Consider the following 25,719-nt stretch of genomic DNA (forward strand, 5'->3'; position numbering starts at 1 on the left):
CCTCTTGTTGTATAATCTTGCTGATTGATTACCTGATCACCTTATTGCTGCGCAGCCTCCAGAGCCTGCTCCAGATCGTAGATAATATCTCCGATTGCTTCTGTACCGACCGATATTCGGATCAGCCCGCTCGATACTCCGGCGGCTTGCTGCTCTTCCTCGGATAGCTGCTGATGGGTTGTGCTTGCCGGATGGATAATCAACGATTTAGAGTCTCCCACATTCGCCAGATGAGAGAACAGCTTGACGGCATGAATTAATTTCTTGCCAGCCTCCAAGCCACCTTTGATGCCAAAGGTTAATATCGCACCCTGCCCTTTAGGCAAATACTTTTGAGCCAATGAATGGGAAGCGTGGCTTTTCAGACCCGAATAGTTGACCCACTCTACCAAATCATGAGCTTCGAGAAACTCCGCGACTTTAAGTGCATTCTCACTATGGCGCTCAACCCGCAAATGCAGAGTTTCCAGGCCTTGAATTAGCAAAAATGAATTGAATGGCGATATGGCTGCCCCAAGATCACGCAGCAGTTGGACACGTGCCTTGATAATATAGGCAATAGGTCCGACGGCTTCGGTGTAGACCACACCATTGTAGCTAGGGTCCGGTTCGGTTAAGCCGGGAAATCTGTCACTCGTTTTCCAGTCGAATTTCCCTCCGTCTACGATAATGCCACCAATGGAAGTACCATGGCCGCCGATAAATTTGGTAGCCGAGTGTACGACAATATCAGCACCATAATCAATAGGCCGAAGCAGATAAGGCGTTGCAAACGTATTGTCTACGATAAGCGGGATGCCATACTCATGAGCAATCTCAGCTACCCGTTCAATGTCCAGGATATCCCCTTTCGGATTGCCTATCGTTTCCGCAAATATGGCCTTCGTCTTGTCATTGATGGCTGCACGGAAATTTTCCGGATCAGAGGGATCGACGAAATTCACTTTAATGCCTAGTTTAGGAAGCGAGGTTGAAAACAAGTTGTACGTGCCGCCATAGAGGCTAGTCGCAGATACAATTTCATCACCCGCTCCTGCAATATTTAAGATGGAATAAGTGATGGCTGCCTGCCCTGATGCTACTGCCAATGCAGCTGCGCCGCCTTCCAAAGCAGCAACCCTTTTCTCAAAAACATCAGTGGTTGGATTTGTGATTCGCGTGTAAATATTGCCAAATTCTTTTAATGCAAATAAATTAGCGGCATGCTCCGTATCTTTAAATCCATAAGAGGTAGTCTGGTATAGAGGCACAGCCCTTGAAAATGTAGTCGGGTCAATTTCCTGACCAGCATGAACAGCTAAAGTTTCGGGTTGATATGAATGTTGACCTTGATCTTGATTGGACATAGTAACACTCCTTTGAGTTAGTTAGTAAAAAAGCAAAAAGCACCTCACAAATAAGTGAAGTGCCTTCAGTTGACTGATCAGCAATATATGCGGTCTGCGATATGAAATTAATACTTATTATTCCTATGCATTTAGTATGAATAAATGCATGATATCACATCGCTGAACTCCCTGCAAGCTATTTTTTAATGTGTTACAATATTACTCTAGCAGTAAAATTATTAAGCTAATAGGCATTTATGTGCTAGTTGATTTCGAACAGGAGGATGCGATTTGACTGCAGTACCACTAGTAACCTTAGCTGATATTACAAAAAAATATTCCAGCAGGCTTGTACTCTCTTCGGTTTCACTAACGATCCATAGTGGACAAACCTTAATCTTGCAAGGGAGTAATGGATCGGGAAAAAGTACGCTCATTAAAATAATAGGCGGTTTTATTGACCCCACATCAGGACAACGCATAGTTAGCGGGTTGCATACACCTTTCATAAGTTACATGCCGGACCGCTTTCCTAAACATAGATTTAGTTCTATGGAATATTTAATGCATATGGGATCCATTCAGAGGATCGAAAAGAATGCCCTTAAGCAGCGTATTTTGGAATTGCATTCCCTTTTTCGTTTGAAGCTGGATGATCAGCCTATGCGATATTTTTCAAAAGGTATGCTCCAGAAAGTAAATATGATGCAAGCTGCTTTATCGAAGCCTGATTTGCTTCTGCTTGACGAGCCCTTCTCCGGGTTAGACGCTGCAACTATGATAGAAATGGTAAATGTACTAGAACACTTAAAAAAGCAGCATGTTACAATAGTAATTTCCACACATGAACTCCATTTACTTGAACAGTTAGCCGATAGAATGATTACCGTAAAGGACGCTTCTCTCTTTGAGAGTAATCATCTAAGTGCTGCGGAGGCTACCATGCTGATTGTATGTAAGTTTCCAGAATTACAGCAAGCTCATCATCTTTTTCAGCATCCTAGTATTTTGTCTAGTTATCATGAGCATGGAGCTACCTATTATCGTGTGAATGCTCTTGAAGCTGATACTTTACTTTTAGCGATACTTCAGGCTGGCGGATCTATTATTGAGGTAACTAAGAAAGGATAAGTACTATGCTGCCTATGTTGTATTATTATCATCAATACTATCATCGCTCGTTCCGTTATGTCGCGCCGCTTGCGATCTATTTCATTATTATTCTGTTCATCTATTGGGTTGTCCCTACTCCAGTTATGGATAGCTATGCTATCACCTCTACGCTGCTTTTTATTATTTCAGCCTGGCTTTGTTATGGATTTATAGATCATGAAGATGAAACACAACAGATCGTAACCTTTCTGCATGCCCGAAGCCTCACACTCTTATATACATGTAAACTGTTATACATATGGTTATTTACACTTCCAGTATCCATAATCGCCATGACTTACCCCATACTTTTCAACAAATTTGACCATCAGCCTTCCTTTCAAGAAATTGGCGTGGCATTTGCAAGCCATGAACTAGCAGCACTGCTTGGAATTTCGCTGGCAGCATGGTTTAACCAAAAATTGTTCAAAACAGGACTAATGTCATTTCTCGGTCTCGGTCTAGTTATAACTATTTCATTAGCTGGACAAGGGATTGTTACTATCATGCCAGCTTTCCTTTCCTGGTTGATCCCACCTTTAAGAATGATTATTTCTCTGCTTAGTAATTATACCAACGTATCTAATACTTCCTTGCTTACATCCCTGCTTTCACCTCTGCTATACGCCATTATGTTGAACGTATTTTTTCTTGTCGTAATGAAACGGAGAAAATTTGAGTCTAGAGGGAAGTAAACACGGTTCATCGTAAAAAATAGTTCTTGCTCCCAAAAGGCTACTCAAAAAATACTTCCCATTCGTTCCCGTCCGGATCATACGCCCAAACCTTATGCTTCTCCGCTACGCTCTTCCCGAATACAGGAGAAAGCTGGGCACGCTCCAAACGCTCCCCAAAAGCCTGCACCTCTTCTGCATTGTTAACTTGAAAGCCGGCATGATTTAGCGTACCCTTGCCTTTTTCAAAGGGAATGACATTAAGCGCCAGGTTCAAATTAGGTACATCCAGCTCAAATTTTGCAAAATCCTCTGTCTCTTTAGTTGGTTCTGCATCCAGAAAAAGACGGTAAAAAGCTAAAGCATTGTGCAGATTCGTTACATTGATGGAGATGTGAATTCTTTTAGCCATTGGAAACTCCTCCTTGTATCCGGTGCTTGCCGCCTGGGTGGTGCTGCGGCAGCCGGGCATTTTGCTCAAATAGTACTTCTCGAAAAGTGCCTTCTCCATACTCCTTCTGTACCCTGCCGCGGCGCTGCAGCTCCGGGACAACTAAATCGATAAAATCCTTCAAGCTTTGAGGCTTAGTAATATAGGCAATATTAAAGCCATCCACACCCAGCTCATCGACGAAATACTCCATTTTATCGGCAATCTGCTGTGGCGTTCCAATTGTTAGTGCTCCAAGCCCGCCAAAAGCGAAAAACTTAGACAGTTTGCGTACCGACCAATTTTTTTCCTTTTCAAAATGATCCAGCAAATACGTGCGGCCCTCTTTACTTTTCTCAATAAAAGCCAGCAATTCGTCCTGATCGAAGGTTGAGAAATCAATCCCGGTCCATGCAGAAAGCAAGGCCAATGTCCCTTCTGTTCTTGTATACTGTAAGTAACAGCGGTATTTGGCGTAAGCCTCCTCTTCCGTCTCCGCAACAATTGGCGTCAGCTTAGGAAAAAAAAGCACGCTGTTCGGATCACGTCCTTCCTTAGCTGTCCGGCCACGCGTATCCTCAACTACAAAGCGTGACTCCTCAGGCGACAAAGGATTCAAAAAGATGCATTCCGCATGCCTGGCTGCAAATGCACGCCCGCGTTCGGAAGTTCCCGCCTGGAATAATACAGGGGTCCGCTGCGGAGAAGGCTCGCTCAGATGAATACCAGGAACCTTGAAATATTTGCCTTCATGTTGGATATCATGCACTTTATCCGGATCGGTGTAGATGCGCTTTTCGGGATCGCGAAGGACCGCGTCGTCCTCCCAGCTTTTTTCCCACAGCTTATAGCAAACCTCCAGAAACTCGTCCCCACGATCATACCGCTCGTCATGTCCAAGCTGTTCGTCCAAGCCAAAATTGCGGGCAGCACTATTCAAATAAGAGGCTACCATATTCCAGCCAACCCGGCCGTTCGTTAAATGATCCAGAGAAGTCATCTTGCGGGCCAGCGTATAAGGATGCTCATAAGTAATAGAGAAGGTGATGGCAAAATTCAAATGCTTCGTCACATTAGCCATAACCGGAATCAGAAAGCTGGGATCGAAGTTAGGGAAAAACAGCGCGTCGCGTATAGCAATATCCCGTTTTTGCTGATAAACATCAAACACACCGAGCATATCCCCTATAAAGACTGCATCAAATCGCCCACGCTCCAGCAAATGTGCCAGCTCCGTCCAGTAATTCATATCCTTGTAGCGCTCCGCCTCGTTGCCCGGGTAAGCCCACAAGCCTGGATTGTCCTGCATCGGACAGGCTACTTCCACTGCGTTTAATTTTATTCTTTTGCCCATCGTAATTCCCCTTTTCCTGATGTGAACGCAAAGAAGACATCCTCCTCTTGAGAATGTCTCCGTTGATACGGTCGACAAGCCTATGGCTGCAGCTGCAGCCTAAATAGCCAAAGATTAATTCACACTTAATTCATAGGAATAATTATGATTAGAATATAAAATATCAAACATAACATGGATTGTCAACATGAAAAATAGAAGAACATATAGAAAATGAAACATAAATGGAATGAACGTAGAAGTGCTTCACTCCTGCAATCTAAACGGATGTCCATCAATCAGAACTGCCTCTACATTCTCCAAGGGTAAGATGCCCGCATATACGTATTTCAAAGTGTTATCAGGGTTCATATCCTTGATATTAAAAGGCTCCAGATCAATTACATAGCTCCTTTAACGATGAAAAACATCACTATCGAGGCTAAATGTCTGAAGATGCCTACTTTAGTGATGAAAATCATCGTTAACTGAAATGAAAACAAGTATGAAGTCAAAGCGTACTAATATTTGGTGGTTGTCTGGGTTGCCTGGAGTGTTCTTTCGATTTGATTTGTAGCAGATAGTGAGTAGAGGTGGGGGAGCAACATGTTGTCAGGTTAAGCCGGCCAAACGTGCGCGGTCTTCCGTCCACATTCGTCCGGCTCCTGCCCCGCGCATAAACATATTGTGCCTGGTTTTCCGCCTACATTTGCCGCTTCGGCTCGCGCATGCACATTGTGGTCGGTTTTTCATCTACAGTCCGCTGTTTCAGGCGATCCCTTAAATCGGCGCCGAAGGCGTCTTCAAAGCAAAGCTCTCCGCACAGCCCTGAATCAAGGTGCAGAAGGAACGATTATGATTAATAAAAAAAGAAGAAAGATCATACCGGTTTCTCTCAGGCTCATATGTAACCAGTAAGCGTTGCTTCATTCGGTGCATCGCATGATGCACAAATCGTTCTGTTTGCTCAGCCGTATTTTCAGTGGTAAGAATAGTTATGTAAGCATACAGTGAATGGTCTATTGGCTCATCCAATATACTTACACCTGCGCAGGAAAATTCAGTCCGTATTTGCAATTGTTTAAGCAGCAGCAGAGCTGTATACAGCTCTGCATCCACAGCAATGTCATCTAGCAGCAAAGTTTGCTTCGGGCGGATGGCTGGTGGCATGCTGCGTTTCACCCAAGCCTCAACCTCCAGTTCCCTGCGTACCCACAATTCCCTCGTCTGATGGCTTAACAATATTTCTTCCTCGTTATTCACACTAACAGTTTCCATTTTTTTCACTCCCCGCAGCACATTTCCTTAGAACTTCGGCAGCGGATCCGTCAAGGAACTCCAATTGCTATCCATTTCTTCATCGGTCAATAAGGCCTCATCCAATGAACGGATAATCGCCTCCCGGTCCATCTCAACTCCAATAAAAACAAGCTTTGTTACCCGATCCCCCCAAACATCATCCCAATCCGCCGACTTTGGAAAGTCGCTGCCGAAGTAAGCAAGCCGCTCATCGTCCGATAAGGCCGCCACCCATAAGCCTGCTGGACTTAGCTGCCTGGAAATACCGGCTTGACTGAAGGAAACCGCCATTTTATTGCGGGTAGCAATCCAGAGCAGTCCCTTGGAACGGACGACGGACTTGGGCCATTTACCGATCCATTGAAGCAGGCGTTCGGGGTGAAAAGGGAGTTTGCGGCTATATACAAATGAAGCAATGCCGTATTCTTCTGTCTCAGGTGTATGATCATCCCGCTGAAGCTCTTGAATCCAGCCGGCAGATTGACTTGCTTCCTCAAAGTCGAACAGATGTGTGTTGAGTATTTCCTTGTGATCAATTTGGCCATGAACTGTACGAACGATTTTCGCTCTTGGCTGCAATCCGCGCAATGCGGTTTCCAGCTTTTCGAGCTGCTCCTCACTAACCATATCACATTTATTCATAATAAGAACATCACAAAATTCAACCTGGTTCACAAGAAGATGGACAATATTCCTTGTGTCGTCCTCGCCCACTTCCTGCCCGCGGTCCTTTAAGGTTTCCCGTGTATGGTAATCATCCCAAAAGTGATAGGCATCAACCACAGTGACCATCGTGTCCAGGCGTGTCAGTTGGCTTAAATCAATCTGCTGGTCTTCATCAACGTATGTAAAAGTCTGTGCAACTGGCAGAGGCTCTCCGATACCCGTAGATTCAATTAAAATATAATCAAAGCGTTTTTCCCTAGCCAACCTCTCCACTTCCTGAAGCAAGTCATCACGCAGCGTGCAGCAGATGCAGCCATTTGACATTTCCACGAGCTTTTCTTCTGTGCGGCTGAGTCCGCCTCCATCACGCACCAAATCCGCATCAATATTGATTTCACTTAAATCATTAACAATCACTGCAACCTTTAAGCCATCGCGATTATTAAGCACATGATTCAAAATCGTCGTTTTTCCTGCTCCTAAATACCCGCTTAGAACAGTTACAGGAATCTTATCTTCTACAATTTGCACACTCATAACAATAGCACCTCTTCTTCTATTAGTCATTATCCACTGGATTCCACTACAACAAATGATTTTAATTGTAATATTTACGATTATAAATATAACAGAATTATTTTAATTTGAAAAGAGGCCCACCATCCGTAATTTTCTTACATTGACAGTGAGCCCGAATCCCGGTTCATTATTTGATTTTATTCTTTAATAATAAGCCCGAACATATTTACAAAGACGGAAGCTTGCTCGCGCGCAATTGTGCATCCTTTCAAACCTGCAATATCCACACCTAATTCGGTAAATTCGCAATCACTTAAATCAATGCCTTCGAGCTTCACACTTGAAAATTGTGCCCGGTCAATGCTGCATCGCTGAAAATCAACCTTCACAAAAACGGAGCCATAAAAATCCGCACTGCACAAAGAACACTCTTTGAAAACAAGCTGCTTGAAGTTGGCAAAACGAAACGAGGCATAATCTCCAAAACAGTTAGTAAACTTTATATTTCTAAGCGTGGCATTCGTGAAATCAATTCCGATCATCTTACAATTTTTAAATTCAGTCCTATGTATATTGGATCCGATAAAATTCATATTGGATAAATCACATTTTTCAAAAATGACATCCGTCAGCTCAAGCTCAGTCCAAGCTATTTCTGTAAAAACTACATTACGAAAAATGATTCTTTCAAACGATACCTTATGAGCCGCCTGTTGATCGATCGTGCAGTCGCTTATAACCCCCATGCTCATACAATCTTCGCTTTCTATCGTAAATTCTGATGGTGTTATGTCAGGCAGACCTGCTGGGATTTTGGGCGATTCAATTTTTATAGTCATCTAATTCCCTCCATAATTTTGCATCAAAAATAAATTTTGTTCGGATCACATATGGTATAATGAAAGAAATTCCAATTGAAGGGCGGTGCTGCTAAAAGCATGGCGAAAAGCATGGCGAAAATTTTCTCCGTTTGTATGAACAAAGGCGGTGTTGGTAAAACAAGTCTGGTTACACATTTGGCAGCAGTCGTTGCCTCCATGTTTCCCAAGAAAAAAATCCTTATTCTGGATACCGATGCTCAAGGAAATGCCGCGGTCGTATTTGGCACCGATCCGGAAAAAGCGGAATACACCATGTATGACGTGTTCCTGGGCGACAAACAAATAGATGAAATCATCATTCCTATTACAGCTAATTTGGATTTAGCTCCTGCATCTGACAAGCTGAATATGCTGGAGTTTCATATTTTATCACAAATAGACGCTTACAAAAACCCCTTCCTACTCCTTAAGCAGCAAGTGGACAAAATAAAGTCGCAATATGATTATATCTTCATTGATTGCCCGCCTTCGCTCGGACTGGTTGCAGGCAATGTGTTAAAAGCCTCGACCGGGGTACTGATCCCTTTTGTGCCAGAAGCTTTCTCCGTAAAAGGATTACAGCGTGTCATTCAAGCGATTGATGCATTTGGTACCGAGGATGAGCCAGCCCCAAGTATAATCGGTATTGTTGCGATGATGGTGGACCGGCGTTCCAGGCTGCACCAGGAATTGCTCAGCAGCGCGAGTGAATTCTGCCAGAAGAAAAATATCAGGCTATTTGATACCGTTATCCCTCGCTCTATAAGCTTTGCAAACTCTGCAGCTTATGAAGGCACACCTATTGTGTGGTCAGGGCGCTCAAGTATAGCTGCCGACGCTTACATTTCACTAACCAAGGAGGTTCTTGATTATGCCAAGAAGAAAAAAAGAACTGCTCGTTAGCTTTGAGGAAATTCCTCAGCCATCCTCTCCCCTTCCACAGGAAGAAGCGGCCGCCCCTCCAGAGGTTATCTCACGCCCCAAAAGAAAGCCCGCTGCTTCTAAGTTAAAGGCAAAGCCACAAACAGAAGCTAATAGTGAGGTTATAGCTGATAGTGTGGTTATAGCCGATAGTGAACCTTTAGCTGATACTTCATCCGATACTTCAGCTATAATAGAAACCCCAGCCGTAAGCGCACCTGAAGCCGCGACTTCTTCTGAAGTAGAAGCCATAGTTACAGATGTGGATGATTCACCAGCTGAGTCTAGAGAAGTTATCTTGCAAGAAGAGAAAATAGATAAGAAACAACGTAAAGAAACTCATACCAAGCATCCATTTTTTATTCGCAATGACCTTTTGGAACGACTAGACTCATTATCCAAATTAAAGGGTAAGGGCTTTAAAACTAACTTAATCAACTATGCGCTGGAAAAATCATTAGACGAACTTGAAGTTAAGTGAACCACACGCTCCATTCAGTGGTATCGGACTGGTACGGACTGTGGCTACTAAGATAAAAATAAACGCCTTGCGGCATCCTTTGATGTGCGTGTTCGTGACGTTGGTGCATGGAGGGAGGGAATCGCTGTGGGCTCCAGCCGCTGTTAAAGATTTGTTCCCTTGAATGGTATACATGAGGAGGTAGGAACAAATCTTTAAAGGCGGACGCTACCGCTCTTCCACCCACAGCCATTCCCTCTCTTTAGCTACAATCGCACGAACACCAAGCTCAAACGGACTGCAATCTAAGTTTACAAAAAAAGGCAATGCAGACTGTGATCCTTCGATCACGTGCTGCACTGCCCTTTTTTGATTAAGTTTTATTATGGCAAAGCAATATGCTGTCCAGGGTAGATCAAATTCGCATTACGAATATGATTCAGCTTCTGCAGTAGCTGCCATGTCGTATGATAATTTCTGGCGATAGCGGATAAAGTATCACCATATTTAACGATATATTTCTTTTCTGCTTGCTCGGGTTTTATTGGCTCCTTGCTGCCGTCCACCAGCGCTTCCACGACGATTCTGCCTTCCACCCCAGAAGTCATTTCCATTTTTTCTTGAATATAGTCTATAACTGCTTCCTCCAGGGAGGAAAAATCGTTCATAATCGGCTGCGATTTGAACATCACATATTCATCTCCACCTGCAGCCATAAAATCATTCGTAGCCAGAACGTACGTTCTATTCAAGTCGAGTGCCTGTCCTTTTATGAGGACGGTATGGACACGCTGACCAGCCGGTTGATTGGCATCGAACTTGAATCTAATACCAGCTACGTGTGGAAATGCACCTAGTGATTCTGGATAGGAGCCCACGCCATGCTCAAGTGCCGCCTTCAGATCTGCGCCAGTCACTTGCTTAGTTTGGATGTAATTGCCAAAGGGAAGAACGCTAATGACATCCCCTTTCGTAATTTCCCCTGCAGGAATTGAAGCCCGGATCCCCCCGCCGTTCGTAATCGCTACGTCCGCTCCAGTTTCGTTCAGCATCGCATCTGTGATTAAATTTCCAAGATTCGTTTCACTAACGCGAACCTTTTCCCGTTCTCCGCTCAAGTTAAATTGCGTCATACCAATCACTTTGGAGAGAACGTCCTCCTGTGAAGCTTTGACTGTAGTGATCAGTTCAAGAACCGCAGGATCCGCAGTCATATTTTCCGCTTCTGCTCGTGTAATTAAATGCGCTTTTTTTTCCGTCACTTGTTTATTTGCTATTGTGAGCTCCACAACGCCTACATTTTTTCCATATTCCCCAGTTTGGGCAATTAAAGTCGTTCCTGATGTAAGTCCGCTCTCAAGAACGGTATGGCTGTGTCCATCGATCATCACATCGATGCCTTTCACCTGCTGGGCAACCTTCAAGCTCGTATCCTTGCTGGAAGCATCCAGGCCCAGGTGAGACAATGCAAGGATGATATCGGCTTGACCCGACAGCTCGTCGACCATTTTCTTCGCTTCTGCGACGGGATCTGCAAAAGTCAAGCCTTCTACATTTTTCGGGTGTGTTTTGTATAAGGTTTCTGGTGTAGCCAATCCGAATACAGCCACTTTCAGTCCGCCTACATTCTCTATAACATAAGGCTTAAGAAGGCGTGTTCCATCTGCTTTGTATACATTGGCCGCGAGCACCGGGAAGTTGGCCATTCCAGCTAATTCTTGCAGACGAGTACTGCCATAGTTATAGTCATGATTGCCAGTAGTCATTGCATCAAAGCCAATTTCATTCATGAAGCTTACGATGCTTTCTCCGCTTACTAGGTTAGCAATCGTTTGACCGTGGAACGTGTCACCTGCATCCAGAACGAGTGTGTTCGGATTTTCTGCTTTGATCTGTTTGATCAGTGTGGCCAGCTTGGCATATCCGATGTTGTCTGCTGTTTCCTCAGCACGGGCATGCATATCATTGACATGAACAATGGTAATCTTATCCGAATCAGCCCCAGTACTGATACTATCCAGTTCCTGGACCTGCCGTTCTCCGCTTCCGAATCCTGTACTCTGAGGCGCAGCTGTCTCTGCGCTTGCCGCACCGCCGGACAATTGCCCAAGAAGCGCCAAAGCTGCCAGCGCTCTTGCTAACTTCATTCTCCATCGTCTCATTCCATAACCTCCATAGCTATAATGAATGCTTCATTTAGACTAATGGAGTTGTGTTAACGGAGTTCGAATTTTATTTAAAGAAATTGTTAAACATGCTTTATTTAAGCGAAGCCAGCCAGCCTGCCAATGTTTCTATGTCCTCTTTCGAAAGGCTTGCATTGTAGGCTGGCATCTTCCCGCCCCCATCCCTGATTTGCCCGGCAATTTGCGATTTAGTTTTCCTCTCCCCTACCTTACGCAAATCAGGGCCTACCTTGCCTTCCAGATCAACACCATGGCAGGCGATACAATTTGCCTTATACAGCTCCATTCCCTGTTCGGATACAACTTTGATGTCCGTGACAGGTGTTTGGGATGTTTGATCTCCAGTTGCAGAATTCGCGCCGCACCCCGCCGTACCCAATGCGGTGATAAGAAAACAACTAGCAACTATTACACGGATACGCTTCAACCTCTAGAACCCCTCTCACCATAAATCTGCTAATTAAGCCGTTACCAGCAAGGCAGTAGCATACATCACAACAATGCCCAGCGCCACACTGCTGAAATTTCTCCATGAGAACAGAGAATACTGATGCTTAACCGATTCCTTCATGATCATCCTGGCAATGACATAGATAACCTGAGCGATGGCCCCGGCACCGATACCAAAGCACAGCGCAGCAAGCGTATTATTGAGGATTAAGCCTCCAGACCAGACGCCCAGAATAGCAGGTCCGCCGCCTATTAACGCCAGCCAAGCGAATGTTTTCCAGGTTGGTGTTGCCTTGGTCAAAGGTGCTGCGATGCCGATCCCTTCCGTGATGTTATGCAGTGTAAACCCGATTATCAAAAAGGTTCCAAGTGCCGCTTCACCAACAGCAAATGCGGTACCTATCGCCAAGCCCTCTCCAAAATTGTGCAGCCCAATGCCCGTAGCCAATTTATAAGCAAGTGATCTCCCCTCCGCATCACTGTTCCTTGCCTTACGGCGGTTTGACTGATCAATGGCTGCCAGCAATAAAAAGCTGAGCAAGGCACCAAACCAGACGAGTCCCGTTCCATGAAAAATGGAAGGAGCCGCAGCAGCAAATTCAAAGCCTTCCTGAAACGTATCCACGACAAGGAAGATCAGAAGTCCTGCGGTAAATGCAAGAACAGCATGCATGCCCCTGACTGAGAACCTACGCATAAAAGGAAACCACATCAATCCCAGCACAATGGGGACAACCCCGACATAAAGCCCAATCAATGCATATTTTCCGAATCGTTCCCCGCTCATTTCAGGCGTTTTGAACGCGACTTCAATGGTTTGATTGAATATGGTGCTTTCGGATGAAATCATCCGGATTTCATGGGCATCACCCTCTATCCAAGGATAAGGGATCGTAATCGTCGCCCGGCCCATACGGGGGATCGCTGATTGCGGCACGATATTGAAATTCCAATATGCATCATCCACCATTACTTGGGCGATGGCCAGCTCCTGCGGACCCGAATTCAGTACATTTAATGTGATGCCGCTGTCTGTCAGCACTGTTTTTTCAACATCCAGACTTTCAATTGGAACTGGCGATTTTTCGTCAATTCCCGTACCCATGATCATAATAGCAGTAATTATGCCTATCAGAAGAAGAACCGGGAGGATTCCCCATAACAGCATTCTGGCTTTTCCCGATGGAATTTGCGGACTTTGTGGACTTTGCGGACTTTGACCTGTTTGCACCTGACTCATCTTTACACCCTCCCCCTTCTATTCCGCTTCAAAGAAGCCCACCCAACCGAGCTCCGTAAATTCGCTCACATGGGCATGAAACATATACTTCCCAGGCGCCGGAAAGGTAGTTTCCACAAGTCCCCGCTCACCCTGCCCAAGCATCACCGTATCGGTGTAGAGAGGTCTCGCCTCCGGATCTGCACCAATCGCGTAATAATGAAAGAAATTTGCATGCAGGTGAAAGGAATTGATCAAATCGAATTCCAGAAAATTGCTTAAATAAATACGAATCGGTTCACCAACCTTCACCTTGATCGGCTCCTGCATAAACGCAAAAGCATAACCGTTAACGGTATACACTTCATTCGCTCCGTCAAAATCGAGATCGTAACCATTCATAACCATAGAAAATTCCTTGGCAGGAGTTCGGGGTTTCTTCGGATCGATAATGAAGTTCCCGTACATACCTTTGTGAATGTGATGTCTGAAAGGCTGCACATGACAATGATAAACCATCATGCCTGCGGGCTTCGCTTCAAATTCGTAAGTAAAGGTTCCACCAGGAGGAACCTCTTCCAAACCGTCCATATTCGTTGGATGAATCCCATGAAAATGAATCGAGTGAGGATGTGTAGCCGCATTGTTAAACTTGATTCTCAGCAAATCTCCTTCCGTACAGCGGATCGTCGGTCCAGGTATCGTCCCGTTATAGGTCCAACCAGGAAACTTCACCCCTTTCATAATTTCGATCTCCTGTTCCAGCGCAGTGATTTCATAATCACGAATCGTTCTGCCGTCAGCGGAGCGGCTTACCTTACCGTAATCGAAGGCTGTCAGCGCTTCCTTCGCCATCTTGAAGCCTTCCGTAATCTCTGTTCCGGGATCATACCCATGGCTCATACCGCTCATACTCTGTGAGCCTTCACCTGATCCGCCGTGAGAGCCGTGAGATTCAGCGCTGGCCACACTCTGCAGCATCGAGCCTGGATTCAATAGTGCGCCTCCGATCAGTGCAGCCGTACCTGCTGCTCCCGCCTTCAAAAAATTTCGTCGTGAGACCTGTTTGTTACGATCCTTCATTGTCTTCCCTCCACAAATTTTGTACAAGACAAATTATTTTTACCTAGGGCAAGAAATATCCCAAAAAAAAGAAACGCTTTTCTGATCTAAATTATACGCCCAGCTATTTTAAGTGTAAAGAAATATTTTTGTCCCTGTCCATCTTTCTTTCGCAAGGGAAACTTTCATTAAATATCTCCTTGGATATAAGCTCATGTTATGCGAATAGCTTGCCATGCTTGCGCTAGCCTCCCGACTCCTGAACGAATATCGGATTCGGACAATCCGCCAAAGCCGAGAAGAACTGTCGAGGCTTCATGCTGCCCCTTCTCAGCCATTTGCGCAGCAAGCATATACGCAGAAATCGGGTACACGGCCACTCCCTCACGGCTGGCAGCCTCCACAAGCTCCGTTTCACTCATTCGGCTCTGGACACGCAGCAGGACATGCAGTCCGGAATCTGCGCCAATGATGTCCACATGCTCAGGAAAAGCCTGGCGCAGCGCGCTTAATAGCACATCGCGTTTCTTGTGATACACACTGCGCATTTTGCGCATATGGCGCTCGAAATCTCCAGTTTGCATAAACATCTGCAGCGTCATTTGAAAAATTGGCGAAGCTAATTGATCATAGCTATGTTTACGTTCGCGGAACCTCTCGAGTAGTGGGAGCGGCAGCACAAGATAGCTCAGACGAAATGATGGAGTCAGTGACCGGGAGAAAGTACCCACATAAATAACCCGTCCCTCCTCGTCGAAGCTTTGCAGTGAGGGAATCGGCCTTCCGCTGTAGCGAAACTCGCCATCATAATCGTTTTCAACAATATATGCGTTCTGTTCTGTCGCCCATTGGAGCAGCTTGATTCTTTTACCTGCTGACATCGTCATCCCGTATGGAAATTGGTGTGAAGGTGTAACATATACAGCTTGTGCCGCGCATGAATACAATTGTTCAACACGAACGCCATCACTCTCAAGCTGCAAAGGCTGACAGTCGAAACGGAACTGCTCGAACAGTGCTTTCACCCCATCGTTGACCGCTTCTTCCGCTGCCATGCAGGTTACATCTTCTTGAAGAAGCTGAAATAGCAGATCCAGCGAATGATAAGTGCCAGCGCCGACAACGATTTGCTCCGGTAAACAGTGCACCCCGCGCATCTGACGTAAATAAACGGCAATTTCTGCGCGCAGCTCCGGCTCGCCCTGCAAATCACCATACAGCAGCAGCCTGCTGTTTGCCGGCTGCAAGCAGCGGTTCATCAATCTCCGCCATTTGGCAAGGGGAAAGCTGGCTACGTCCACGCTGCCATAGCCGAAATCATAGAGTACCTCTTCCCTTTGGGAGGCATGATAAGCTCGTTTAGGGGATGGCAGCGCGGCTGGTGCGGATGCGGAATCAGTTCCTGATGCAGTTACAGCCCGGCTCTTCAAGCCAAGCCGCTGCTCTGCCGAGAAACCAGCTGTATCCAGCTTAGCTGCGAAAAGCCCGCTCCGCGGCTTGCTTCTCACATACCCCTCTGCCAGCAGCTGCTCATAAGCAAGCGCCACAGGCGATCTGCTGACACCTAGGTGAGCGGAAAGTCTGCGGATCGATGGCAGCTTGACATTCGCAGCAATATGACCTAATACGATTTCATCACGAATATGACGATAGAGCTGCATATATAGTGCCTCATCCGAGGTTTCGTCCAGCTTAAACATAAATTCAATCATGATATCTTCTCCTTCTTACCTAACCATTTGCCACTTTAATTGTGCTACTTTACTTGTGCCACTTCACAATCTGTCACTCTAACTATTATCAATCTGTCCATTTTAAAAATGCCAATTTCAAGTTATGCTCATCTTATCATCCCTTTGCGCAAAACGGAAGACAACAAGCTCAATTAAGAAAATACGCTTTGCGGGACTGTTGACAAAAGCCGATTTTGCGAAAAATGACTTTTATATACCCAGTGTTTATGCGGGTTCTCAAATGTCAATTTCGTCAAAAAGGTATTTTGTCAACAGTCCCTTGCGGCGTCCTTTGATGAGCGTGTTCGTAACGTGGGAGCTTTGCGGAGGTAAGGGGAGGGAGTGGCTCCAGCCGCTGTTAAAGATTTGTTCCCTTGAATGGTATCGATGAGGATGTAGGAACAAATCTTTAAAGGCGGACGCTATCGCTCTTCCTCCCACACCCCTTACCTCTCTTTAGCTACAATCGCACGAGCACCAAGCTCAAACGGACAGCCAGCAAGGGTTTTTCCTTGGATGGAAGGAGATTTCCCCGCGGGCCAAGCCGCTGGGACTGAAGATCGGTCCCGCCAACAGGCACAACAGAGAGGAGCTACTACTTTAACGAACTTTAACGATGATTTTCATCGTTAAAAGCATAAAGTCCCTGGATGAAGAGTTACACCGTCTACTTTCCCACTGTAAAGCTACACTGTGTAGTCGGGAATTTTTCACTCCAGGCTTCACCCAGAAAACTTATACTTTCTGGCGTTCATTAAGAAAACCCGCTAGGCGAAAATAAAGGAGGAAAAACTAACTATGACATTTATTTTGCCACATATTGAACAGTTATCCACATACGTACTGGGAGAGCATCCTCCAGATGGAAGCAGCGTGCTCAAGCTTAATCAAAATGAAAGTCCGTATCCCCCTGCACAGCTAGTCCTTGAGACTCTTCGTACAATTGGCGAGGAATCCATTCGCCGTTACCCGGACACTGCGTGCGGAGAACTGCGTGCAGCCCTGTCACATCGTCATAACGTTAAGGAGGAGCAGGTGTTTTGCGGGAACGGATCAAGTGAAATCATTTCATTAATCATCAAAGTGTTTGTCGGACCAGGCAGATGCATCGCTATTCCAGACCCTTCCTTCTCGCTCTATCATTCGGTAGCCGCATCCTATCAAGCAGCAAGCATCCGCATTCCGCTGCGAGATGACTACACCATCGATACGGATTTGCTAATCCGCAGTGAAGCAGATGTACTTGTGCTGGTAAATCCAAATGCTCCCACCGGACGATTGCTGCCACTTGTAGAGGTAGAGCAAATTGTCAGCCAGTTTCGCGGACTTGTCGTCATCGACGAAGCTTATATGGACTTCGCCACTCCTGGATCGTCAGCTCTTCCACTTGCTCAGCGTTATGAGAATGTGCTCATTCTACGGACATTTTCCAAAGCGTATGCCCTATGCGGAGCGCGTGTAGGCTACTGCATCGCCAGAAAGCAGCTCATTTCGGCACTGGAAAAAGGTAAGGACATTTACAATATTAATGCAATCAGCCAGAGGCTTGCAGAAGCTGCCTTGCGGGCCCAAACCTACACAGATCGTACCATAGCCGCTACTAAACTGACCCGTGACGCTTTTAGTGCAGAGCTGGAGCAGCTTGAATTTGAGGTTCTGCCCTCGCATACAAATTTTGTACTGTGCACACCTCCTTCTGGCCCGGAGAAGTATACAGCCCGTGAATTGTACCAGGAGCTCATCAAACGAAATATATACGTTCGCCACTTTGAGCATCCCCGTCTCAGCGACAAGCTCCGCATTTCGATCGGCACTGATGAAGAAATGCGGCTTGTTACTACTGCTCTAAGCGAATTATTGAATTAAAGGATAAGTTCCTCAGGAACTTTCACCCGGGTATAGGCGTCTAATAGCTATACCCAGTATTCCCCTTTATTTTTTCTTGTTTTCCTTTATTCCCCTTTATTTTCTGGGGTTTCTGGGGTTTCTGAGGTTTCTGGGGTTTCTGAATTTTTCTGAATTTTTCTGAAAGGTGGAGTTGTTTCTGAGATCTGTATGCCTGCTTGCTTTGATCCTCATGTTAGTGTCGGTGTCAGGATGTAAAGAATCAAAACCAACCCAGTCCGGCGTGAGTGCGCTATCCAAAGAAGATGCCCTTCAAATTGCTAAACAGCATGTTCAAGACCGGGAAGCTGAATGGAGTGCAAGGTTTGCGGAAAGTGAGGAGCTTGAAATCAATAACGTGAAGCAGCAATATGCGGTCTGGATCGTGGAAGCGGTTTTTCCTGGCGGCAATAAAGAAACCTACCGGATTGATGCTGATAGCGGGAAGCTTCTGATTCTGACAGAGACCGAAGCTCCCTCGCAAGAAAAATAAGATACACATCAGAAAAAGAAAATAGCCTTGACCAAACCGGTCTAAGGCCATTTTCTACTTACTGTTTAATTAGAACAGCTCAATCATCACGCCACCGGCAGCACCAGTAACAACAATGACCCACGGCGGCAGTTTCCAGAACACCAGCATAATAAACAAAATCAGTACTAGCGCAAAATCGGCAGGAGCGAGAACAGCCGTTGTCCAAAGAGGGTTGTACAGGGCAGCCAGCAAAACACCGACAACAGCAGCATTAATGCCAATCATAGCCCCTTGAATTCTGGGACTTTTGCGCAAGATGCTCCAAAAGGGCAGCGCTCCAACAATAAGCAGATAAGCCGGTAAAAAGATAGCCATCGTTGCAATCACAGCCCCTACGGCTCCACCAGCCATAGCACCCAAATATCCGGCAAAGGTGAATAGTGGTCCTGGTATTGCTTGGGCAGCACCATAACCTGCGAGAAAGTTTTCCTGGCTAACCCAACCGGTGGGGACAACTTCTCTCTCAAGCAGCGGAAGAATAACGTGTCCTCCACCAAATACCAGAGAACCTGTACGGTAGAAGCTATCAAACATCGGAAGCCAGCCCGCAATCCCAGCATGACGAAGTAACGGTAATACAAGCAAGAGTGCGAAGAAGAGTATCAGGCAAATAATAGCTACCTTGCGGCTGACTGGCACATGCAGATCAGGCAGCTCTGAAGCTGGCATTTTCCGATACATCCATAATCCGACCAAACCTGCAGCAATCATGATGACTACCTGACTGAGCACAGATTGCCAAATGAGGGTTACAGTTGCTGCAGCAATGGCTAACGTCATCCGATTACGATCCGGTGTCAGCTTTTGTCCCATACCCAGAACAGCATGCGCAACAATCGCGACCGCTACAATCTTGAGCCCATGAATCCAGCCGGCGCTGCCAATGTCCAGTCCCTGCATCAAAAAGGCGAACAGCACCAATGCAATAAAGGATGGCATCGTAAAGCCGATCCAGGCCATCAGTCCACCAAGCAAGCCGCCGCGGATAATACCTATGCCCATTCCCACTTTGCTGCTTGCCGGTCCTGGAAGAAAGTGACAGAGGGCTACCAGATCAGCATAGCTGCGCTCATCCAGCCATTTACGCCTGCGTATATACTCTTCGTGAAAATAACCGAGATGTGCCACCGGTCCCCCAAATGAAGTCAGACCAAGCTTGGTGGATACCGCTAACACTTCTATAAGCGCTTTTAATTTACTTTCATGCTTATCTCCCACTGACTATCCTTTCTCAAGCGCTCGAAACCGCCTCTATCGTAATATGAGTTTATGCTATTATGATACATTGCTTTAGCAAACAGGTCACCTATAATTTCTCAATACCTGGCATATTTACAAAAATAAAAAACAGCCTTGCGGCGTCCTTTGAGGAGCGTGCGGCGCTACAGCTCTTCCTCCCACAGCCATTCCCTTCTCAGCTACAATCGCACGAATCAGACAAACACCAAGCTCTAACGGACAGCCAGCAATGTTTTTTCTCTTGGTTAGAGAATGTTTCTAAGCGGCCGTAGGCACTGGAGATGAAGAGCCCGTGCAGTTGAGGAGGATATTCTACTTTAACGATGTTTTTCATCGTTAAAAGCACTAGCTCCCTCCACATTCTTACTTTAACAATGAAAAACATCATTAAAATCCCCTTTACCTGGCCAGAAAGGCCATCCGTCCTCTTTTAACGATGAAAATCATCATTAAAGTGGCTGATGACCTGGAAACACGTGCTTTAACGATCAAAAACATCGTTAAAGTCAAGCACATGCTCATTTAGGGGAGGCTGGCTGCCGGGGGATTACACTTACCCAAAAAATCAATGATAGGGAAGAAAATAAGTGGACTCGACCTCGTTGGCAGGCAGAGGACGGCTAAAGTAATAGCCCTGGATTTCCTGACAGGAATTATCCAATAGAAAATCGAGCTGCTCCTTAGTTTCTATGCCCTCTGCAATAACCTCCATCTTAAGGTGCCGAGCCATAGAAATGATTGTCGCTACAATAGCTCTGTCGCTTTCACTCAACGTCAGGTCCGTAATAAACGAGCGGTCGATTTTCAGCTTATTGATCGGAAGATGTTTTAGATAGCTGAGTGAGCTGTAGCCCGTTCCGAAATCATCGAGGTTTACCTTTACTCCATATGTACTGAGCTCCGTTAGAATGGCTGTCGAGGCAGCTGCGTCCATCATCATGCTCTCTGTAATTTCCAGTTCCAGATATTGTGGCTCAAGTCCTGTTTCCTCAAGAATTTTGCGTATGTACTCGACCAGATTGGATTGATGAAATTGCATCGTTGACAAGTTGACGGAAACGGGAATACGCGGGCCTCCGGCATCATGCCATTGCCGCATCTGGCGGCAGGCTTCACGTAATATCCAGGTGCCCATATCGTAGATTAAGCCTGATTCTTCGGCGATTGGAATAAACGTGTTGGGCGGAAGAAGCCCTTTCGTAGGATGGTTCCAGCGCACCAATGCCTCCACACCAATGATCCGTTGATCCAGTGCGAGCATTTGGGGCTGATAATGCAGGAGCAGCTCATTAAGCTTCATTGCCTTTCGCAGCTCGCCTTCAAGTTCGATTTTTTCCTTCAGCTGTGCATTCAGTCCGGAGGTATAAAACTGGTAGCCGTTCTTCCCGCTTTTCTTGACCTCGTACATGGCCGTGTCCGCATTTTTGAGCAGCTCAACGGCATCTCCGCCATCATCCGGAAAGACAGCAATTCCTATGCTCGCTGTAACATAAAACTCATATTCATTCAGATGGAAAGGCTGTTGAATCGCTTTCGTAATGCATCCCGCAATGGTGCACATTTCATCTTTCCCACCACAATCTTCAAGGAGCAGCGTAAACTCGTCTCCGCCCATTCTCGCAAGCATCCCCTTGCAGCCCGAAAGACCATTTTCGATCCGTCGTCCCATTTCCTGCAGAAACATATCCCCATACATATGGCCTAAAGAATCATTAATCATTTTAAATCTGTCAATATCTACAACCATAACGGCAAAAAGCGGGATTGCAACTTGGTTCAGACCTCTTTCGAGGATCATGCGCGATAATTCCTGATTGAATTTCCTCCGGTTCGGCAGACCTGTAAGCGCGTCATGATAGGCCATGTGGATAATCTCCTGCTCTGCTTTTTTGCGGGCACTAATATTGCGCAGCACCGTCAAAATCGCGGGCTCTCCTTCATAGCTGATGGCCTTGCTGGCCACTTCAACATCGATCGCTTCGCCTTTCAAATTGACAACTTTAATTTCCAATATTTCCGTTCGTTCATCGGAAGCACCAAGAGTCTGAAGCCGGGAAACAACTGAATCCCAATAATCGGGATGCACAAATCGTCTGATCTTCTCTCCAAGCAAATTTTCGCGGGTTCCTCCGAGAGTTTCCTCCGCTATCTCATTGATAAAAACGATTTGCAAGTCCTTAAAGATCACAATCGGATCGAGGTAGACGTCAATAAGCTGGTGGTAGCGGGTAATAATTTCCTCCGTTATGCTTTGCTGCTTCACAGACTCTGAAATATCACGGATGCACAAATGATGCCCTTGAATGCCCCTGTCTGCAAAAAAAGTAAAGTGATCAACTGTCCAGGTCAAGATCCTGCGGTTATCATCATGTAAACGAAGCCTGTAGGTTTGAGCAGTATCAGCCAAAGCTTGCACCTTATACCGCTCGAACATCTCCAGATCCTCTTCGATAATCAAATTGTGAATCATAGTTTCCAGCCGCAAACCGGATAAGGACTGCTGTGAATAAGCAGCCGCATTGGCATTCATTTTTACAATTCGTCCATTTGCCTCTATCGCCACAACGAGTCCGGGATAAATTGTATATAAAAAAGACAGCGATTCAATCCAGTCCTCCATGAATATCCTCCTAAAAAGAAAAAAACCGGAACCTTATCCGGCCTTGACCCAAGATAAATTCATTAAATCCGTCTAGTTATATACACATCCTATATCACTAGAAGATATAATTGCAATGGGTCTTATTATTCTTTTTTCAAATTAACTTATGGCTCGACAAATGATTGTCCAACTGAATACTTTTGGCCATGATTCACTATATCATCCAACCATTTAGTCATCTGGATTCCATCTTCTTCTACATCAAAGAAAATCTTATTGGGAGAGATCGTGTGTGTGGTTGTTCCAGACTTTGCGTTTATCCCATAATCAGTCAAATAATAATAATAGTTAGGAATTGTATCCTCCAGCAGCTTCGTAGACTGCAGCATCTGCTTAGACCAGTTCTGAACAGCCTGAGAATCCGCTTCGATCCCGTTCAATCTGCTTTGGTAAGCAATCAGGATAGCATCATATAAGGTGTTGGATTGCAAAAGTACAACATTATCTGGCAGCTTGGTACGGCTGCCGGCAACTGCGGAGCCGATCAAATCTGCACTTGGGGAATACCCGAATGTTTGCTCGAAATCTGCCTGCCACACGGAGTCAATGATGTCTGGCCATTTACTTATGTTCAAATAAGCGCTGTCTGAAAATTGAAAGATGGATGAATCGGGATAATGACCAGCGATTTCCGGCGCCCAGAAAGCTGAAGCGAAGCCTCCTGCGCTTTCTCCGGCTATCATCAGCTTGGATGGTTTATCAAAATGCTTGTAAACCCAATCCAGCGCAGCGAGCGTATTATTTTTACCATTGTGATGAATCGTTAACGTTTCTCCATGTTCCAGCGGATAATCAATCGTCGTATTCCCGATATGGAAATCTCCGGTTGTATAAGGTATGTACACAATATTCCAGTCGTTGAACGGGTTCTGGGCATTATTTGCTGCCAAAATACCATTCATCATGGTTAGCTTATAGAAGGAAATATTTGCAGCATAATCGCCAATGTCTCCTTTAAAGAGCAGCGAGCGAAGACTTTGCGGCCTGGATGCGCTATTAGCGTCCCAGCTAAAGCCTCCACCGGAGAAGTAGACCATCACATTGTCACTGGTTCCTTTTTTCGTATATAAATAATAGTCCGAGCCATCGCTGGAAATAACCTGACCAGGCAATGTTGTTTTGTACCATTCGTTCACCTTCGTTTGGCTAAAATCCGCAGCTTCCTTAGGCTTCTGAATCACGAAAACATACACATAACCAATCAGTAGAACAATCAGGATAGCAAGGATGCCAAGGGATATTCCTGTTATTTTAAAAGCTTTTTTCATTTGCCGATTCTCCCTGCCCAATCACCCAGCTCCCGCAAGGCATCCTCTACATTCCGCTCGGCATTCAAGGAAAGAATCATTTGCTCTGTAATCGCGGAACCCTTATAAATCTCTCTTACTACTTCCACCTCTACCGGCATATCAAAGTAATCTTCCGCCCATTCCACATAATCCTCCGCATTTTCATAAATCGTGCCCAGCAAAAACGAAGAGCCATCCGATTCTCCTTCCGGAATATGAACCTCTCCCTTCCGCCAAGCGGTATCTCCCGCTTCACGCCATATGCAGAACGTCACATCATCCTTTTCGATAGCTTCATCATCCAGATAAGCAAGCAAAGCGGCGGGCGCATCTTCATATATACCTGGCCACACTTCATAGGTATCCCCCGCATGTGGACTTAAAGCCGATTCGTGATCAAACCCCTTTACTATACATCCATCCGGGGTAAATGCAACAAACATATGATCTCCGGAGCCATTGTCGACTTTCCCCAGCGAAACATGTGCAGACCATTCGGGATAAAAAAGGTGATAACGCAGCCAATCCTCCGGACATAAAATCAAGTCCAAAGCAGCCATAGCGATCATCTTTTCCCTTAATATTTGAGGTGCAGCCAAGCCATTCAAAGTTCTCATTTCATCATCCTTCCTATAATCATTTATGAACCATAAGACGAAGACACCACGATTCTGTAATCTAGACAACTCATTTTATATAATAAACGAACAATAGTAAAGTTTCACTCATGTAGCAGAATATCGGCCAATAAACACTCTATGGTAACTTGTGCATCCAATCACACCAACGTATAGGCAAATGCATATGATGAAAAATAGTCTAGAGCGTATACGGAGGTCGTAGTCATGAGCATGCAATACCCAGGATACCAGCAACAGCCCAGTAACCTCTCCTTGCTGGACATAAGACATGGTGATGTAAACGGTGATGGGATAGCAGATATCATCTATTTATTCGGTCATAAGCCGCAAGGACAAGCCGGGCTTTTTGCCGATTCTATTATCCTTGTTATTCAAGACGGGTATTCCAGAAAGAGGACAACGGTTCATTTTCAAAATAATGCTGGATACAATGCGAGGTTGTTCCTTGGGGACTTTGACAAAGATCAAGTCGCGGACATCTTAATAATGATTGATTCCGGCGGAAGCGGGGGCTACATTAGTGCTTATATGTATTCATTCAGAAATAACGTCCTGCGCGAACTGTTTAATGTCGATGCCTATAATAATACGTATACATTTCGTGTGAATTATGAAGACCAGTACAAAGTGAGTGTAAGTAGTCCTCAGCTTGATGTGCTTTTTATGATAGACATTAGCAATAAAGGCTTTGATTATTTATCACAATATTATAATGAAAATGGGAAGCTTAAAAAACCGGCACAGGGTGAGGTACTTGCTCTAGGTGCGCTATATCCAGTTGTCGTAGATGTAAAAAGCATGAGTTATGACTTAATAGCCTTGCAGCGTATTATTGGCACAATAAATGCGGACACACTAGGATATGTCGAAAACCTTCTGACATGGGATGGCAATCACTTTGCTTCCTCAAGACTTTCTGTCTCCATTCTGCCGAGTAAGTTAATTGCGCTTTATTGACGAAAGACGCCTTGCCGTTTCCTTTGAGGGGCGTGTTCGGGACGGCTAGTGCTAGGGGAGGGAATGGCTGTGGGCTCCAGCCGCTGTTAAAGATTTGTTCCCTTGAATGGTATCGATGAGGAGGCAGGAACAAATCTTTAAAGGCGGACGCTACCGCTCTTCCTCCCACAGCCATTCCCTGATATGAACGTATCTGTCAACTCCGTAACTCAATCGCCCT

Annotated in this window: 23 protein-coding genes; 7 read left to right on the forward strand and 16 right to left on the reverse strand. The window is 45.5% G+C overall.

The annotated features are described in order from the left end of the window. Positions 1-41: 41 nt before the first annotated feature. Positions 42-1,346, reverse strand: a complete 1,305-nt coding sequence (locus tag J2Z66_RS38560) for a homocysteine synthase (RefSeq protein WP_209978710.1) — start codon at positions 1,344-1,346, stop codon at positions 42-44. Between the two features lie 273 nt (positions 1,347-1,619). Between J2Z66_RS38560 and J2Z66_RS38565 the strand changes: the two genes are divergently transcribed. Both J2Z66_RS38565 and J2Z66_RS38570 read left to right on the forward strand, forming a co-directional pair. After that, positions 1,620-2,459, forward strand: a complete 840-nt coding sequence (locus J2Z66_RS38565) for an ATP-binding cassette domain-containing protein (RefSeq protein WP_209978712.1) — start codon at positions 1,620-1,622, stop codon at positions 2,457-2,459. 5 nt (positions 2,460-2,464) lie between these two features. After that, positions 2,465-3,175, forward strand: a complete 711-nt coding sequence (locus J2Z66_RS38570) for a hypothetical protein (RefSeq protein WP_209978714.1) — start codon at positions 2,465-2,467, stop codon at positions 3,173-3,175. A 40-nt stretch (positions 3,176-3,215) separates the two neighbouring features. On the opposite strand, the gene J2Z66_RS38575 is transcribed toward J2Z66_RS38570, so the two are convergent. The 5 genes from J2Z66_RS38575 to J2Z66_RS38595 form a co-directional block, all read right to left on the reverse strand. After that, the gene (locus J2Z66_RS38575; RefSeq protein ID WP_209978716.1) at positions 3,216-3,566 is read right to left on the reverse strand and encodes a VOC family protein; all 351 of its coding nucleotides are present in this window, start codon (positions 3,564-3,566) and stop codon (positions 3,216-3,218) included. Beyond that, entirely contained in the window at positions 3,559-4,938 is a 1,380-nt protein-coding gene (locus tag J2Z66_RS38580; RefSeq protein WP_209978719.1) for an LLM class flavin-dependent oxidoreductase, read from the reverse strand. The genes J2Z66_RS38575 and J2Z66_RS38580 overlap by 8 nt, the downstream gene beginning before the upstream one ends. A gap of 759 nt (positions 4,939-5,697) precedes the next feature. Further along, on the reverse strand, positions 5,698-6,195 hold the full coding sequence (locus J2Z66_RS38585; RefSeq protein ID WP_209978721.1) for a hypothetical protein: 498 nt from the start codon (positions 6,193-6,195) through the stop codon (positions 5,698-5,700). Between the two features lie 27 nt (positions 6,196-6,222). After that, the gene (locus J2Z66_RS38590; RefSeq protein ID WP_209978724.1) at positions 6,223-7,419 is read right to left on the reverse strand and encodes a GTP-binding protein; all 1,197 of its coding nucleotides are present in this window, start codon (positions 7,417-7,419) and stop codon (positions 6,223-6,225) included. A 179-nt stretch (positions 7,420-7,598) separates the two neighbouring features. After that, positions 7,599-8,240 (reverse strand): pentapeptide repeat-containing protein, encoded by a 642-nt coding sequence (locus J2Z66_RS38595; RefSeq protein WP_209978726.1) that lies wholly within the window; start codon positions 8,238-8,240, stop codon positions 7,599-7,601. 99 nt (positions 8,241-8,339) lie between these two features. On the opposite strand from J2Z66_RS38595, the gene J2Z66_RS38600 reads away from it, so the two are divergent. Further along, positions 8,340-9,164 carry a ParA family protein gene (locus J2Z66_RS38600; protein WP_245376167.1) on the forward strand — a complete coding sequence of 275 codons (825 nt, stop codon included), beginning with the start codon at positions 8,340-8,342 and terminating at the stop codon, positions 9,162-9,164. Continuing rightward, a complete protein-coding gene (locus tag J2Z66_RS38605; protein ID WP_209978728.1) occupies positions 9,133-9,663 on the forward strand; it encodes a hypothetical protein in 531 nt (176 codons plus the stop codon). Before J2Z66_RS38600 ends, J2Z66_RS38605 begins: the two co-directional genes overlap by 32 nt. Before the next feature lie 207 nt (positions 9,664-9,870). On the opposite strand, the gene J2Z66_RS43655 is transcribed toward J2Z66_RS38605, so the two are convergent. The 6 genes from J2Z66_RS43655 to pdxR form a co-directional block, all read right to left on the reverse strand. Beyond that, positions 9,871-9,993 (reverse strand): hypothetical protein, encoded by a 123-nt coding sequence (locus tag J2Z66_RS43655; RefSeq protein ID WP_281068941.1) that lies wholly within the window; start codon positions 9,991-9,993, stop codon positions 9,871-9,873. 32 nt (positions 9,994-10,025) lie between these two features. Then, the gene (locus J2Z66_RS38610) at positions 10,026-11,804 is read right to left on the reverse strand and encodes a 5'-nucleotidase C-terminal domain-containing protein (RefSeq protein ID WP_209978730.1); all 1,779 of its coding nucleotides are present in this window, start codon (positions 11,802-11,804) and stop codon (positions 10,026-10,028) included. A 97-nt stretch (positions 11,805-11,901) separates the two neighbouring features. Continuing rightward, positions 11,902-12,255: a c-type cytochrome gene (locus tag J2Z66_RS38615; protein WP_209978732.1), complete on the reverse strand. Its 354-nt coding sequence runs from the start codon at positions 12,253-12,255 to the stop codon at positions 11,902-11,904. Positions 12,256-12,288: 33 nt separating this feature from the next. Beyond that, a complete protein-coding gene (locus J2Z66_RS38620) occupies positions 12,289-13,518 on the reverse strand; it encodes a ZIP family metal transporter (RefSeq protein WP_245376168.1) in 1,230 nt (409 codons plus the stop codon). 18 nt (positions 13,519-13,536) lie between these two features. Next, positions 13,537-14,580, reverse strand: coding sequence for a multicopper oxidase domain-containing protein (locus tag J2Z66_RS38625; RefSeq protein ID WP_209978735.1), 1,044 nt, complete (start codon positions 14,578-14,580; stop codon positions 13,537-13,539). A 191-nt stretch (positions 14,581-14,771) separates the two neighbouring features. Continuing rightward, positions 14,772-16,271 carry a MocR-like pyridoxine biosynthesis transcription factor PdxR gene (gene pdxR, locus J2Z66_RS38630; RefSeq protein WP_209978737.1) on the reverse strand — a complete coding sequence of 500 codons (1,500 nt, stop codon included), beginning with the start codon at positions 16,269-16,271 and terminating at the stop codon, positions 14,772-14,774. Positions 16,272-17,090: 819 nt separating this feature from the next. On the opposite strand from pdxR, the gene hisC reads away from it, so the two are divergent. Further along, the gene (gene hisC / locus J2Z66_RS38635; protein WP_209978740.1) at positions 17,091-18,158 is read left to right on the forward strand and encodes a histidinol-phosphate transaminase; all 1,068 of its coding nucleotides are present in this window, start codon (positions 17,091-17,093) and stop codon (positions 18,156-18,158) included. A 172-nt stretch (positions 18,159-18,330) separates the two neighbouring features. Beyond that, on the forward strand, positions 18,331-18,669 hold the full coding sequence (locus tag J2Z66_RS38640; protein ID WP_209978742.1) for a PepSY domain-containing protein: 339 nt from the start codon (positions 18,331-18,333) through the stop codon (positions 18,667-18,669). 69 nt (positions 18,670-18,738) lie between these two features. Here the strand turns inward: J2Z66_RS38640 and chrA are convergent, their stop codons facing one another. The 4 genes from chrA to J2Z66_RS38660 all read right to left on the reverse strand — a co-directional run bounded on the left by chrA (position 18,739) and on the right by J2Z66_RS38660 (position 24,518). After that, positions 18,739-19,929, reverse strand: coding sequence for a chromate efflux transporter (gene chrA, locus J2Z66_RS38645; protein ID WP_209978743.1), 1,191 nt, complete (start codon positions 19,927-19,929; stop codon positions 18,739-18,741). Between the two features lie 586 nt (positions 19,930-20,515). Then, a complete protein-coding gene (locus J2Z66_RS38650) occupies positions 20,516-22,570 on the reverse strand; it encodes a putative bifunctional diguanylate cyclase/phosphodiesterase (protein WP_209978745.1) in 2,055 nt (684 codons plus the stop codon). A 146-nt stretch (positions 22,571-22,716) separates the two neighbouring features. Further along, entirely contained in the window at positions 22,717-23,880 is a 1,164-nt protein-coding gene (locus tag J2Z66_RS38655; protein WP_209978747.1) for a pectin acetylesterase-family hydrolase, read from the reverse strand. Then, positions 23,877-24,518, reverse strand: a complete 642-nt coding sequence (locus J2Z66_RS38660; RefSeq protein ID WP_209978749.1) for a hypothetical protein — start codon at positions 24,516-24,518, stop codon at positions 23,877-23,879. Before J2Z66_RS38660 ends, J2Z66_RS38655 begins: the two co-directional genes overlap by 4 nt. A 228-nt stretch (positions 24,519-24,746) precedes the next feature. On the opposite strand from J2Z66_RS38660, the gene J2Z66_RS38665 reads away from it, so the two are divergent. Continuing rightward, positions 24,747-25,499: a YybI family spore inner coat protein gene (locus tag J2Z66_RS38665; protein WP_209978750.1), complete on the forward strand. Its 753-nt coding sequence runs from the start codon at positions 24,747-24,749 to the stop codon at positions 25,497-25,499. The last annotated feature ends 220 nt before the right edge of the window (positions 25,500-25,719 follow it).

Source organism: Paenibacillus eucommiae, assembly GCF_017874215.1.
Lineage (GTDB): Bacteria > Bacillota > Bacilli > Paenibacillales > NBRC-103111 > Paenibacillus_AI > Paenibacillus_AI eucommiae.

Bases quoted from the DNA above. Each gene is read 5' to 3' on its own strand.
- J2Z66_RS38560 (WP_209978710.1), bottom strand. From the start codon at position 1,346: ATGTCCAATCAAGATCAAGGTCAACATTCATATCAACCCGAAACTTTA.
- J2Z66_RS38570 (WP_209978714.1), top strand. From the start codon at position 2,465: ATGCTGCCTATGTTGTATTATTATCATCAATACTATCATCGCTCGTTC.
- J2Z66_RS38575 (WP_209978716.1), bottom strand. From the start codon at position 3,566: ATGGCTAAAAGAATTCACATCTCCATCAATGTAACGAATCTGCACAAT.
- J2Z66_RS38580 (WP_209978719.1), bottom strand. From the start codon at position 4,938: ATGGGCAAAAGAATAAAATTAAACGCAGTGGAAGTAGCCTGTCCGATG.
- J2Z66_RS38585 (WP_209978721.1), bottom strand. From the start codon at position 6,195: ATGGAAACTGTTAGTGTGAATAACGAGGAAGAAATATTGTTAAGCCAT.
- J2Z66_RS38590 (WP_209978724.1), bottom strand. From the start codon at position 7,419: ATGAGTGTGCAAATTGTAGAAGATAAGATTCCTGTAACTGTTCTAAGC.
- J2Z66_RS38595 (WP_209978726.1), bottom strand. From the start codon at position 8,240: ATGACTATAAAAATTGAATCGCCCAAAATCCCAGCAGGTCTGCCTGAC.
- J2Z66_RS38600 (WP_245376167.1), top strand. From the start codon at position 8,340: ATGGCGAAAAGCATGGCGAAAATTTTCTCCGTTTGTATGAACAAAGGC.
- J2Z66_RS38605 (WP_209978728.1), top strand. From the start codon at position 9,133: ATGCCAAGAAGAAAAAAAGAACTGCTCGTTAGCTTTGAGGAAATTCCT.
- J2Z66_RS38610 (WP_209978730.1), bottom strand. From the start codon at position 11,804: ATGAGACGATGGAGAATGAAGTTAGCAAGAGCGCTGGCAGCTTTGGCG.
- J2Z66_RS38620 (WP_245376168.1), bottom strand. From the start codon at position 13,518: ATGAGTCAGGTGCAAACAGGTCAAAGTCCGCAAAGTCCACAAAGTCCG.
- J2Z66_RS38625 (WP_209978735.1), bottom strand. From the start codon at position 14,580: ATGAAGGATCGTAACAAACAGGTCTCACGACGAAATTTTTTGAAGGCG.
- pdxR (WP_209978737.1), bottom strand. From the start codon at position 16,271: ATGATTGAATTTATGTTTAAGCTGGACGAAACCTCGGATGAGGCACTA.
- hisC (WP_209978740.1), top strand. From the start codon at position 17,091: ATGACATTTATTTTGCCACATATTGAACAGTTATCCACATACGTACTG.
- J2Z66_RS38650 (WP_209978745.1), bottom strand. From the start codon at position 22,570: ATGGAGGACTGGATTGAATCGCTGTCTTTTTTATATACAATTTATCCC.
- J2Z66_RS38655 (WP_209978747.1), bottom strand. From the start codon at position 23,880: ATGAAAAAAGCTTTTAAAATAACAGGAATATCCCTTGGCATCCTTGCT.
- J2Z66_RS38660 (WP_209978749.1), bottom strand. From the start codon at position 24,518: ATGAGAACTTTGAATGGCTTGGCTGCACCTCAAATATTAAGGGAAAAG.
- J2Z66_RS38665 (WP_209978750.1), top strand. From the start codon at position 24,747: ATGAGCATGCAATACCCAGGATACCAGCAACAGCCCAGTAACCTCTCC.